Raw genomic sequence first — 12,091 nt, 5'->3', positions numbered from 1 at the left:
TCACCGATCCTACGGCCGGCGCGCCTCAGGTGCCCGAACGCAGCGCCTCCACCGGTTCCAGGCGCGCGGCCCGCATCGCCGGGTACAGGCCGGCGAGCAGCCCCACCAGCGCACCCGTCACCGCGGGGCCGCCGCGAGGGACAGATCCAGCACCGGCGTCCCGCCGTTCACCGCCGACACGACCACCACGGCGATGATCCCCGCGCTGCTGCCGAGCAAGCCGCCGAAAACCCCCACGGTCACCGATTCCAGGAGGAACCGCGCCAGCAGCGAGTCGTGACCGTTGGGGCTCAACACGATCGGCGCATGGCGGGCGATGAGGCTCGCCGCGCCGAGGTCCGTGCGGATGAGGACCTTCGTCGGCCAGCCGGTCGGCCGAGTGACGAAGCGAAAAAGTTGATCCACGGCAGCGGCCCGCCACACTGGGTGGGGCGCCCGCACCGGGCGTCGCCGGCAACCTCACACACCCCAGGTGATCACGATGCACGAAGTGACCGGGCTCCTCCGCGAGTACGACCGGGCCCGCGCCTACACCGACCTGCTGTGGAAAGACCTCAGCGCCGACGAGGTGACGTGGCGCCCGCACGAGAACTCCAGCGCCATCGGCTGGCACCTCGGCCACCAGGCCCACGTGGCCCACTTCATGGTCCGCAACCTCACCGCCGCCGAGCCGAGCCCCGACCCCGAGCTCGACGGGCTCATGGACTCGGCGCAGCCCGAGCAGTTCCGCGGCGCGCTGCCGACGGTGGAGCGGCTCACCGCGTTCCGGGAAACCGTCGCGGCCCGCGTCCACGCGCGGCTCGGCGCCATCGCCGGCGGCCAGGTCGGCGCGCCCGACCAGCTCACCGTCGTCGGCCGGCACCTGCTGATCGCGCTGATCAACCACGAGTACCAGCACGACCAGTGGATCGGCGAGGTCCGCTCCGAGAACCTCGGGCACGCCCTGCCGCCGGACCCCGACACCGACCAGGTGAAGCGCCTCGACGGGTATCTGGTCCTCGACGCCCTCGGGTGACTCGCGAATCACTCCGCGAGGCTTCGGGCGACCGTGAAGTGGTGTTCGCCGCGCGGGTTTTCGAGTTCGTCGAGCACCGCGAGCGCGAGGTCGGGCGCGGAGATCCGCGAGTCGCCCGTCCCGTCGGTGAGGAGCGTGGTGCGCCCCCGCCGGTAGCCGCCGGTGCGCGTGCCCGGTTCGAGGATCGCCGGCGGACTGAGGTACGTCCAGGCGTCGTGGGGATGGTCCCGGCAGACGCGGAACTGGTCGAGACTGGCCTGGGCGATGGTCTTCCACTCGGCGGGGACGTAGGCGGGATCGTCGATGACGAGGCGGCCGGCGTCGTCCGGGGAACGCAACGGTGCCGAGCCGCCCACCACGAGGACCCGGGTGCCGCAGCGCTGCGCCGCGTCGAGGAAGCCGTGGGTCAGGGGCGCCAGCAGGTGCTCGCGGCCGGGGGCGAGGCGGACGGCGAGGACGGCGGCGTCCGCGGCGGTCAGCACCGGCGCCAGGTCCTCGGTTCGCCCGACGTCCAGGGCGAGCACGCTGAGCCGGCCGTGGTCCGGGGCGGGCGGCCGGCGCGCCACGGCGGTGACGGTGTGCCCGCGGGTGAGGGCCTCGGTGACGACGGCGCGGCCGGCCATTCCGGTGCCGCCGAAGACTGCGATTCTCATGACAGGCTGGTTTCCTTCTTGTTCGGTGGATTGAGCTGCCCGGCGACCGTCGCGGTGAGGGCGAACGCGAAACCGGCGAGCTGGACGAGCGTGAGTGCTTCCCCGGCCACACCGGCGCCGAGGACCGCGGCGACGAGCGGCGAGAGCAGCCCGAGCAACGCGGTGGCGGTGACCGGCAGCCGGCGGATGCCGGCGAACCAGAGCGTGTAGGTGAGCAGCGCGCCGACGAGCCCGAGCCACAGGTATCCGCCGACGGCCGGTCCGTCGATGTCGCCCGGAACACCGTCGAACACCAGGGCCGGGATCAGGAGGAAGAGCCCGGCCGCGGTGAGCTGCCACCCGGCCAGGCCGAGCGCGCTGACGTCTTCGGGCCGGCCCCAGCGTTTCGTCAGCACGACGCCGGTGGCCATGGACGTGGCACCGGCCAGGCCGGCGAGGATGCCGACGGGATCGAGCGCCGCGTCGGGCCCGAGGACGACGAGGGCGACGCCGAAAACCCCGACGACACCCCAGGCGACCCGCCAGGTGGAGAGCCGTTCGCGAAGGATCGCGACCGCGAGGAACGCGACGACGACCGGCTGCGCCGCGCCCAGCGTCGCCGCGACCCCGCCGGGCAGGTGCTGCGCGGCCAGGAAGAGCAGCGGGAAGAACGCCCCCATGTTCAGCACTCCCAGTACCGCGCTCTTCCACCACCACGACCCGTGCGGCAGGCGGCGCGCGAGCAGCAGGGCGATCAGCCCGACCGGCAACGACCGCATCAGCGCCGCGAACAGCGGATGCCCGGCCGGCAGCAGGTGGGTCGTGACGAGGTAGGTGGTGCCCCACACCGCGGGTGCGAGGGCCGTCAGTGCGGTCCACCCGGCGCGCGTGGCGGCGGGATGTGCAGTCGTGGTCACCGGTCCATCGTCGGCCGGTGGGACCGATGAGTCCAACACATGGATGTCATCGCAGCAATGAACATCGATAATCGGTGCATGGAGTTCCAGCAGATGCGGTACGTCGTCGCGGTGGCCGAGGAGCGCAGCTTCACCCGCGCCGCCGAACGTTGTTTCGTCGTGCAGTCCGCGCTCAGCCACCAGATCAAGGCGCTGGAGACGGAGCTCGGCCTCACGCTGTTCGCGCGGACGAGCCGGCGCGTCGACCTCACCGCCGCGGGCGAGGCGTTTCTCTCGGCCGCGCGCGCGAGCCTGGAAGCGGCGGACCGCGCGGTCGCGGACGCCGCCGCCGCGACCGGGCAGGTCCGCGGCACCCTGACGATCGGCGTGATCCCCACCGTCACCGCCCTCGACTTGCCCGCCGCGCTCGGCGGTTACCACCGGGCGCACCCGGCCGTGCGCATCAGGCTCCAGAGTGGCGGCAGCGCCGAGTTCATCACCGCCATCGCCGAGGGCAGTGTCGACGTCGCCCTTCTCGGGTTGCCCGAGCCGACGTCCGCGAAAGGAGTGGCCACGCGCGAGCTGGCGCGCGAACGCCTCGTCGCCGTCGTGTCCGCGGATCATCGTCTCGCGGGCCGCCGCCGGCTGAAACTGGCCGACCTGGCCGGTGAGACCTTCGTCGACTTCCCCGCCGGCACCCCGGGCCGCATTCCGTCCGACCGAGCGTTTCAGGCCGCCGGCGTCCACCGCGAGGTCGCCTTCGAGGCCATGAGCCCCACCCTCATCCTCGACCTCGTGCGGCACGGCCTCGCCGTCAGCCTGCTCTCGCCCTTCGTCGTCGCGGCCGACGCGGACCTGCGCAGGATTCCGGTGAGCGACGGCCCGAGCCGCATCGAGTACCTGGCGTGGAGCTCGTTCAACCCTTCCCCTGCGGCACAAGCGTTTCTGGATCAGGTACGGCCGCGGTGAGCGTTCAGTCGAGGTGACTCAGGCCGGGCCACAACTGCGCCCAGGTGCCGTGGGGTTGGCGGCACAGGTAGATCGCCGCGTGGTTGGTGGTTTCTTCGTTCGGGACGCCCCCGGGGGTGGTGACGGGGGCGATCTCGCGGACGTCGGACCAGAAGCGGCGCAGGTAGTCCGGGCCCCACTCCCCCACGCAGAGCACGGTGTCCGGGATGCCGGCGGGCGGGCCCCACAGGAGGTAACCGTTGTGGGCGCTGGAAACCGGCAGCCGCAGGCCCGCGTCGGGACCAAGGAGGGTCAGGGCGCCGGCTTCGCCGTAGTTGCTGGTGAAGACGCTTGCGCCGGGCGGCAGGGTGTCGGCGACGGCGGTGACCTGGTGGACGAAGTCGGGCCAGCCGTAGGTCTCCACCAGTTGCGGGTTGACCGAGGCGAACACGCGTTCCGCGCTCACCGGCAGCACCGGCAGTCCGATCAGCACCGCGAACACCGCGGAGAGCGCGATCGCGACCTGCCATCGTCGCGGGGTGACCGCGGCCCGGGTTTCGGCCCACACCCCGCCGGCGGCGAACAAGCCGAGCAAGGCCGGTGCCGCGTAGTAGCTCTTGCCGCCGCCCGCGGTGAAGACGACCAGGGCGGTCACCGCGACGACCAGCACCCACCGGTGCTCACGATTCCCCGCCAGCCATCGCACGCCGAAGATCCACAGAGCGATCAGCGGGGGGCCGGCGAGCACCAACAGCAGCAGCGGCACGTTCGGCAGCGCCCCGAGCGGACCGCCTTGCTCGGCCGAGAGCACGCCGGCCATGCGGAACTGCGCCCAGCTGTGCTGCGCGTTCCACACCACGTTGGGCGCGACCAGCAGCGCCGCCAGCGCACCGGCCAGCCACGGCCCGGGCGTCCGCAGCACGCCGCGGCGGAACAGCGCCAACCCCACGACGATGCCGAGCAGCAGCACCCCGACGGTGTACTTGTTCTCCAGCCCGACCCCGGCCACGGCACCGGCCAGGAGCCACGCGCGGACGGTGCCCGACCGCAGCGCCCGCGCCACCGTGACGAACACCGCCGCCCAGGCCAACTGGTCCGTCACCGTGGTGCCGAACAACATCGAGCCCGCCACGAACACGGGGCACGCCGCGACCGCCGCGGCCGTGATGGTCTGGGCGCGAGCGCGGCCGCCGAACTCGGCCGCCAGTTTGGCGGCAAGCAGGACACAGCCCAGCTGGGCCACGATCGCGAGCAGCCGCAGGGGCAGCACGCCGCCGGGCAGGTCGGCGGCCAGCCGCGCCAGGAGTGGCGTCAACGGCGGCTGGTCCGGGTAACCCCACGCGAGGTGCCGGCCGGAGATCACGTAGTAGAACTCGTCGCGATGCCAGCCGAAGCGCGCCGCCACCGCCAGGTGCACGCCACCGGCGACGGCGACCACCGCCAGGATCGGGCGCCACGCCAGCCGCCCCGCGGGGGCGACCGGTCTGTCGGTTTCGAGCTTTCCCGTGTCATGCATGGCTTCACGCCTTCCGGTCAGAACGGGGACGGGGTACGAACGCGGCGGTGATCCGAGGGCGAACCGCGGCCCGGCGGGCGCGGACGGCCGGTGTGCCCCTCGCGAACTTTCCGCTGCCGCGAAGGACATCTCGACCCTCCACTCAGGACGAGGGACGGGACACGAACACCACCGGGACCCGAGGGCGGACCGTGGCCCGGCGGGCGCGGACTGTCGGTCCGCCCCTCCCCAACTTTCCCTTGCCACGAAGAACATCTCGACCCTCCGGTCAGGACGGGGACGTGGTACGAGCGCAGCCGGGATCCGGGTGCGGACCATGCCCCGGCCGGCGCGGACGGCCGGGCCGCCCCTCCCGAACGTTCTCTCGCCACGAAGGACATCTCGGCCTTCCAGTCAGGACGAGGGACGAGGGACAAGGAACGAACGCAGCCAGCACCACGGGGCGCACCGGGTCCCGGCAGACGTGGACGGCCGGTCTGTCGGTTTCGAGTTTTCCCGTGTCGTGCATGGCATTACGCCTTCCGGTCAGAACGGGGACGGGGTACGAACGCGGCGGTGATCCGAGGGCGGACCGTGGCCCGGAGGCGCGGACGGCCGGTGTGCCCCTCGCGAACTTTCCGTTGCCACGAAGGACATCTCGGCCTTCCGCGGTCAGGACGAGGGACGGGGTACGAACGCCGCCAGCACCAGGTGGCGCACGGTGGACCGGCAGGCGTCGTCGGTGAGGTGGGCGGAGTCGGGGTCGCCGAGGCGGTGCCAGGCGAACCAGGCGATGGTCTCGACGATGAAGCGCGCCGCGGCCGGGATGTCGGGGACGGCGGCCAGCGCGCCGGAGCGGGTGCGCCGGGTGAGGTAGTCGGCGAGCTGGTCGAGCATGCCCCGGCGCCGTTGGACGAAGTAGTACTGGGCGAGTTCGGGCAGGTCGGCGGCGCACCGTTCGACCAGGGCGAGCAGGTGGCGGTTGCGTTCGATGAAGCCGTAGAGCTCGTCGACGATCGCGCCGAGCTCGTCGGCGACGGGTCCCTGCCGCCGGCCGGCGGCCGCGGCCAGGGCGGGGAGGCCGCTGCCGTCGGTGGCCCAGCCGTCGATCAGCGCCACGATCTCCTCCGGCGTCGGCGTGGGCACCGGGGTCGCCAAGGCCTCCAGGGCGTCCGGCCGGATCAGGCGCAGCAAAGCCAGGTACAGCAACGCTTCCTTGCTCTTGGCGTAGGTGTAGACCGCGCCGTGGCTCAGGCCGAGGGCCGCGGACACGTCCGACACCCCGGCCGCCTGGTAGCCCTTGGCCAGGAACACCCGCGCCGCCGCCTCGGCGATCTCCCCCACCGGCCGCGCCGGCACTCTCCCTCGCACGAGCCCAGTATTGATTGACTGACTGAGTCAGTCAAGAGTTCGGCGCACTACAATGGGCCAGAACGAAGGGGGGCGGTCAGATGACAACGAAGAACCCGGTCGCATTGGTGACCGGCGCGGCCGGGGGCATCGGCGCCGCCGTGTGCCGCGCGCTGGCCGCACAGGGGCACCGCGTCGTGGTGCACGACTTCGGCAAACCCGAGGCGGGCGACGCCCTCGTGTCGGAGCTGCCCGACGCGGTGTACGTCGACGGCGACATCTCCGACCCCGCGGCGGCGCCGCGGCTGGTGGCGGCGGCCGTCGAGCGGTGGGCCGGCTCGACGTGGTCGTGAACAACGCCGGCATCGCGCGATGGATCCCGCACCGGGACCTCGACGCCGTACCGGACGAGTGGTGGGACCAGGTGCTCGGCGTGAACCTGCTCGGCCCGTGGCACCTCTCGCGCGCGGCCGCGCCCGCGTTGCGAGCGAGCCGCGGCGCGATCGTCAACGTCGCATCGGTGGCCGGGTTGACGGTGAGCGGCAGCTCGATCCCTTACGCGGTCAGCAAAGCGGGGCTGATCCACCTGACCAAGCTGCTGTCCGTCGCGCTGGCACCGGAAATCCGCGTCAACGCGATCGCGCCGGGCTACATCGACACGCCACTGACCCACGACTGGACCGACCTGCGCGACAACGCCGGCGCGCGGGCGCCACTCGGCCGACTGGGCGCGCCCGAAGACGCGGCGGCCGCCGTGCTGAGCCTGCTGAACAGCCCGTACACGACTGGCGCCGTGCTGACCGTCGACGGCGGCCTGAACCTGGCCTGAACCCGGCCTGAAAGCTCAGCCGAGCCAGGTGATCAGCTCGTCCATCGGCAGCTTCGCGCGCTTGCCGGCACTGCCGCTCGGCGGCGCGCCCGGGTCCTCGGCGGAGTAGCCGAGCGTCAGGACGCCCGTCAGCACGACGTCCTCGGGAAAGCCGGTGAGCGCGTGGACCGCGTCGAACTGGCCCTGGTCACCGAGGCCGAAGAAGCCCGAGGCGAGCCCCTCGTCGGTGGCGGCGAGTTGCAGCAGGGACAGCAGCGCACCGCTGTCGAACCACCAGTACGGCACGGGCCACGCGTATTCCGCACCGTCGTCGTCGGTTTTGTCGGCTTCCTGGTAGCGCGCGTGGTAAGACGCTTCCCGGATGCCGACGGCGATGTGCACCGGCGCCTTCGAGATCCACGCGGGAAGGCCGAAATCGACGTACGGCTGCTCGGCGATCTCGGCGATGCGAGCGCGGACGTCGGGCGCCGTGATCACCGCGAGCCGGTGCCCCTGACTGAACCCGGCACTCGGCGCGCGCCGGACCACCCGCACCATGCGGCGCAGGACGTCTTCGGGCACGGGGTCGGACCGGTAGGCCCGGATCATCCGACGGTGGCGCAGAACCTCGGAGAACTCCATGCGATCAGCATGGCGCAAGATCCACCGCGCCCGCTGGAGTTTCGAAATCAGTCGAACCGTGACCCGCGAGCAGCCGAAACCAGTGCCGATTGACGGACAACTCGACAAGTGTGAAATTTTTCTCCGTGACCGGTTACGCGCCAAACGGTCGCCCGCCCGACGACTTTTCGTTGTTGTTGAGCCAAGATCTCCCCACCGACTGACGCCGATTTGACATGACACACTGTCGCGTTACCGCTACGCCGCCAGTTGATCTGTGTCGCTTCCCACGGACTCTGTACACATGTCGTTGCTTGTTCTTAACCTCGTCGTGCTTTCGCGGTGACCTGCGATCCACCCCCGAGGATCAGCGGCCGGAAGCCACCGCGAGACTCCGGCAGACGCGGCCCCTCCCCGGGCGCGGAGCCGGGCGTGCGGTGTGAAAAAGAAGGAGCCCACCCCCGTGGGGCGACACAGCAAACCCAGCCACACCAAAACCGTCCTGAAACGCACCGGCGCCACCGCGGCTCTCGCCGGCGCCACGCTCGGCGGCATCGGCCTCGTCGGCGCCGGTCCGGCCAACGCCTTCCCCGGGCAGGCCGGACTGGTCAAGTGCGAGAGCTCCGGCAACCCGACCGCGGTCAACAACACCGCGGCCGGCCAGCGCGCCGGACGTCCCGCCGGTCTGTTCCAGATCGTCACCAAGACCTGGCTCGCGAACGGCGGCGGCCAGTTCGCGCCGACCGCCGACAAGGCCTCCCCGGCCCAGCAGCAGGTCGTCGCGGACCGGATCTACGCCAAGTCGGGTTCGGCGCCGTGGGAGTGCAGCACGGGCTCCGGCCCTGCCGGCTTCGGCTCGTTCTCGGGCCAGCTGAGCACCGGGTCCGCCGACAGCGGTGCGGCCACCGGCCACAGCAAGGCCAAGGCGGCCAAGCCGCAGGCGAAGACCAAGCTCAAGGCCAAGGCGAAGCCGCAGGTCAAGCCGCAGGTCAAGAGCGCGCCCGCGACCGGCGCGACGCGGTCGAACCCGAACGGCGACTACACCGTCGTCGCGGGCGACACCCTGTCGGGCATCGCCGCGCGCACCGGCGTCGCCGGTGGCTGGCAGCACCTGCAGCAGCTGAACTCGGCGTACGTCCCCGATGCCAACCTGATCCTGGTCGGGCAGAAGATCGCCACGAAGTGACCCCCGTCCGCGTCCGCGCCGCTTTCCCCCGGGCGCCGCGGACGCGGGCGGCGAGCCACCGCGGATCCCCCGCCGCGGGTGCGCTCGGGCACCTTCGGCGAGTTCGCGGCGGAAGGCGCGCGGGGTAAGCGGGCTCTCGTTGTGGGAACACCGGCCCGCCTACCCCGCACGTCCCCGCCGGCAGCCCACGGCTTTACTCACCAAACAGACGTCAGGTAGTTTCGCCCCAGCCGACAGAAGCGGGGTGGGGCGGTGCAACGCGCGGTGTACGACGCCGAACACGAGGCGTACCGGGACAGCATCCGGCGGTTCGTGGCGGCGGAGGTGGTTCCGCACCGCGAGCGGTGGGAAGCCGCCGGCCGCGTCGACCGCGAACTGTTCCGCGCCGCCGGGAAAGTCGGTCTGCTCGGCATCTGCGCACCCGAGGAACACGGCGGAGGCGGCAGCGCGGACTTCCGCTTCAACGCCATCCTCAGCGAGGAACTGGCCGCCGCGGACGTCTTGGGCGCCGGGCTCGGCTTGTCGCTGCAGGCCGACATCGCGTTGCCCTACCTCGTGGACCACTGCACCCCCGAGCAAGCCGCCCGCTGGCTGCCCGGCGTGGTCGCCGGCGAGACCGTCCTCGCGCTGGCGATGACCGAACCCGGCGCGGGTTCCGACGTCGCCGCGATCACCACGCGGGCCGTGCGCGACGGCGAGCACTACGTCGTCAACGGCGGCCAAGACCTTCATCACCAACGCCCTCAACGCCGACCTCGTCATCACCGCGGTGAAGACCGACCCCGCGGCGGGCCGCAAGGGCATCTCGCTCCTGGTCGTCGAGACCGACCGCGCGGGCTTCCGCCGCGGCGCGAAGCTGGCCAAGGTGGGCCAGCACGCCGCCGACACGGCCGAGCTGTTCTTCGACGACGTCCGCGTGCCCGCGGCCAACCTCCTCGGCGAGGAGGGCCGCGGCTTCTACCTGATGATGAATCACCTCAGCCAGGAGCGCCTCGCCGTCGCCGTGCAGGCCACCGCGCAGGCGCGCCGGGCCTACGAGCTGTGCGTGGAGTACGCGAAGAGCCGCGAGGCGTTCGGCAGTCCGATCGGCTCGTTCCAGCACAACCGGTTCGTGCTGGCCGAGATGAAGACCGAGACCGAGATCGCGCAGTCCTACGTGGACCGGCTGCTGCTCGCCCACAGCCGCGGCGAGCTGGACGCCGTCGAGGCGGCGCAGGCGAAGTGGTGGACCACCGAGCTGTGCCGGCGGGTCGTCGACCGCGGCGTGCAGCTGCACGGCGGCTACGGCTACATGGCCGAGTACCCCATCGCCCGCGCCTGGACCGACAGCCGGATCCAGACCATCTACGCGGGCACCACCGAGGTCATGAAAGAGATCATCGGCCGTTCACTGGGTTTCTGACCCGGGCGGGCGACAGCGGGCGTCTTGGATGTGGCCCTGCCCACTGCTAAGCTCGGCCACCAAACGACCGGTAGATTCAAGTGAGGCGACGATGCCCGACCTGACGATGCGCGACGGCACCCGGCTGCACGTCCGGGACGAAGGAGCCGGCCCCACCCTGCTGCTCCTGCCCGGCTGGGGTGTCTCGACGTGGTGGTTCCGCAAGCAGTTCGCGACGCTCACCGCCTCGTTCCGGGTCGTGTCCTACGACCCGCGCGGGCAGGGCGAGTCGGACAAGACCACCCGCGGCCAGCGCACCGCGCGGCTGGCGGCGGATCTCGCCGAGGTCGTGGCGTGGACGGGCGACGAGCCGGTGCACCTGGTGGCCTGGTCCGGCGGTGGCTCCACGGCCCTGCAGTACGTCGAGCTGTTCGGCACCGAGCGCCTGCGCACGCTGACGCTGGTGGGCGCGAGCCCGAAGCTGCTCAAGTCCGAGGGCTGGGACCTGGGGTTCGCCGATCTCGACGGCCTGCTGGGCTGGGTCGGGCTGGTCGGCAGCGACTTCGGCGCCGCGGCGGAAAGCCTGCTGCCGGCGTTCTTCGCGGCCCCGCTCGCGCCGGAAGACCGCGAAGCCACGCTGGCCGAGATGCGCCGCTGCGATCAGGCGGCGATGGCGCTGGCGTCGTGGGACTTCATCATCCAGGACTACCGCGACGTGCTGGCGCTCATCAACGTCCCGACGCTGGTCGTCACGGGCGCCGACGACGTCGCCGTGCCGGCGGGCAACGCGCCCTACCTGCACGAGCACATCGCCGGGTCCCGGCTGGAGATCATCGAGCGGGCCGCGCACTGCCCGTTCCTGGAGCAGCCCGAGCAGTTCGACACCGTGCTGCGGAAGTTCCTCGACGCCTGACGCTCCCCCGCCGCGGGCCGGGACCACCCGGCTCGCGGTGAGTCAGCTTTCCGAGGCCGTGGTTTCCTTGCCCCGCTTGGGTTTGGCCGGCTTCTCGACCGGCAGCACGCCGTCGGCCGCGAGGCTGTGGACGATGAGATCCGCGAAGTGCTCGCCGATCTGCTTCGGCGTGAACTCGCCCCCGGGCCGGAACCAGCGGTACACCCAGTTCACCGACCCGAGGATCGACAGGCTCGCCAGCTTCGGGTCGATGTCCGCGCGCACCAGGCCTTCGGCCTTGCCCTTCTGGACCAGGTCGAGGAACACCGAGCGGTACGCGTGCTCGCCGCCGAGGATCTCGGCCTGCCGTTCCTCCGGCAGCGCCGCCATCTCGTGCAGGAACACGGTGGTCCCGGTGAGGTTGTTGCACATGTGGTCGACGTGCCCGATCACCACGTTGCGCAGGCGCTGCAACGGATCGCCCGGCCGGCTCGCCAGTTCGACGATGTTGGCGAGCCCCTGGCGGTGGACCTCGCTCATGACCTCGAAGAGCAGGTCTTCCTTCGAGTGGATGTAGTAGTAGAGGCTTCCCTTGAGCAGCCCCAGCCGGTCGGCGATGTGCTGCAGCGAAGCGCCTTCGTAGCCTTTTTCGTAGAAGACCTCGGTGGCGACGGCGAACAGCTCCGCCCACCGTTCCTCACGGGGCTTGCGCGAACCACCGCCGCGCCGCTCCGCCCTGCCCGCCGGCTGCCGCACCCGGACCACCCTCATTCGTGAGCTTCGCCGCCGGGCGCACTGGGCACGAGCGGACCTTTCGAAACCATCAATCTACCAAACGACCGATTAGTCAACCACCGGCCGAGGTCC

General features: G+C 71.6%; 12 protein-coding genes and 2 pseudogenes. 7 read left to right on the top strand and 7 right to left on the bottom strand.

What is annotated here, in order from left to right:
- Window positions 1-117 precede the first annotated feature (117 nt).
- Window positions 118-405 (bottom strand): hypothetical protein, encoded by a 288-nt coding sequence (locus AB0878_RS18470; RefSeq protein ID WP_366581271.1) that lies wholly within the window; start codon window positions 403-405, stop codon window positions 118-120.
- A 76-nt stretch (window positions 406-481) separates the two neighbouring features.
- Here AB0878_RS18470 and AB0878_RS18465 point away from each other — a divergent pair, with 76 nt between their 5' ends.
- A complete protein-coding gene (locus AB0878_RS18465) occupies window positions 482-1,015 on the top strand; it encodes a DinB family protein (RefSeq protein ID WP_366581269.1) in 534 nt (177 codons plus the stop codon).
- An 8-nt stretch (window positions 1,016-1,023) separates the two neighbouring features.
- Here AB0878_RS18465 and AB0878_RS18460 read toward each other — a convergent pair whose 3' ends face one another.
- Window positions 1,024-1,668: an NAD(P)H-binding protein gene (locus tag AB0878_RS18460; protein WP_366581267.1), complete on the bottom strand. Its 645-nt coding sequence runs from the start codon at window positions 1,666-1,668 to the stop codon at window positions 1,024-1,026.
- The gene (locus tag AB0878_RS18455) at window positions 1,665-2,564 is read right to left on the bottom strand and encodes an EamA family transporter (protein WP_366581265.1); all 900 of its coding nucleotides are present in this window, start codon (window positions 2,562-2,564) and stop codon (window positions 1,665-1,667) included. The genes AB0878_RS18460 and AB0878_RS18455 overlap by 4 nt, the downstream gene beginning before the upstream one ends.
- 78 nt (window positions 2,565-2,642) lie before the next feature.
- Between AB0878_RS18455 and AB0878_RS18450 the strand changes: the two genes are divergently transcribed.
- The gene (locus tag AB0878_RS18450; RefSeq protein WP_366581263.1) at window positions 2,643-3,512 is read left to right on the top strand and encodes a LysR family transcriptional regulator; all 870 of its coding nucleotides are present in this window, start codon (window positions 2,643-2,645) and stop codon (window positions 3,510-3,512) included.
- A gap of 4 nt (window positions 3,513-3,516) precedes the next feature.
- Here AB0878_RS18450 and AB0878_RS18445 read toward each other — a convergent pair whose 3' ends face one another.
- Window positions 3,517-5,007: a glycosyltransferase family 39 protein gene (locus AB0878_RS18445; RefSeq protein WP_366581261.1), complete on the bottom strand. Its 1,491-nt coding sequence runs from the start codon at window positions 5,005-5,007 to the stop codon at window positions 3,517-3,519.
- 651 nt (window positions 5,008-5,658) lie between these two features.
- A complete protein-coding gene (locus AB0878_RS18440; protein WP_366581259.1) occupies window positions 5,659-6,357 on the bottom strand; it encodes a helix-turn-helix domain-containing protein in 699 nt (232 codons plus the stop codon).
- A gap of 80 nt (window positions 6,358-6,437) precedes the next feature.
- Between AB0878_RS18440 and AB0878_RS18435 the strand changes: the two are divergent.
- Window positions 6,438-7,165: pseudogene (locus AB0878_RS18435) on the top strand (SDR family oxidoreductase).
- Window positions 7,166-7,180: 15 nt separating this feature from the next.
- Here AB0878_RS18435 and AB0878_RS18430 read toward each other — a convergent pair.
- A complete protein-coding gene (locus tag AB0878_RS18430; RefSeq protein WP_366581257.1) occupies window positions 7,181-7,786 on the bottom strand; it encodes a nitroreductase family protein in 606 nt (201 codons plus the stop codon).
- Window positions 7,787-8,228: 442 nt separating this feature from the next.
- Between AB0878_RS18430 and AB0878_RS18425 the strand changes: the two genes are divergently transcribed.
- From AB0878_RS18425 to AB0878_RS18410, 4 genes and pseudogenes are all read left to right on the top strand, one after another.
- The gene (locus AB0878_RS18425) at window positions 8,229-8,951 is read left to right on the top strand and encodes a transglycosylase family protein (protein ID WP_366581255.1); all 723 of its coding nucleotides are present in this window, start codon (window positions 8,229-8,231) and stop codon (window positions 8,949-8,951) included.
- A gap of 252 nt (window positions 8,952-9,203) precedes the next feature.
- Window positions 9,204-9,506, top strand: a pseudogene (locus tag AB0878_RS18420) (acyl-CoA dehydrogenase family protein); the annotation flags it as partial.
- 214 nt (window positions 9,507-9,720) lie between these two features.
- On the top strand, window positions 9,721-10,353 hold the full coding sequence (locus AB0878_RS18415; protein WP_366581253.1) for an acyl-CoA dehydrogenase family protein: 633 nt from the start codon (window positions 9,721-9,723) through the stop codon (window positions 10,351-10,353).
- A gap of 91 nt (window positions 10,354-10,444) precedes the next feature.
- Window positions 10,445-11,245, top strand: a complete 801-nt coding sequence (locus AB0878_RS18410) for an alpha/beta hydrolase (RefSeq protein ID WP_366581251.1) — start codon at window positions 10,445-10,447, stop codon at window positions 11,243-11,245.
- A 42-nt stretch (window positions 11,246-11,287) separates the two neighbouring features.
- Here the strand turns inward: AB0878_RS18410 and AB0878_RS18405 are convergent, their stop codons facing one another.
- Window positions 11,288-11,980 carry a TetR/AcrR family transcriptional regulator gene (locus AB0878_RS18405; RefSeq protein WP_366581249.1) on the bottom strand — a complete coding sequence of 231 codons (693 nt, stop codon included), beginning with the start codon at window positions 11,978-11,980 and terminating at the stop codon, window positions 11,288-11,290.
- Window positions 11,981-12,091 lie beyond the last annotated feature (111 nt).

The organism is Amycolatopsis sp. NPDC047767 (assembly GCF_040704195.1).
Lineage (GTDB): Bacteria > Actinomycetota > Actinomycetes > Mycobacteriales > Pseudonocardiaceae > Amycolatopsis.
This window is presented reverse-complemented; position numbering and strand designations above follow the sequence as displayed.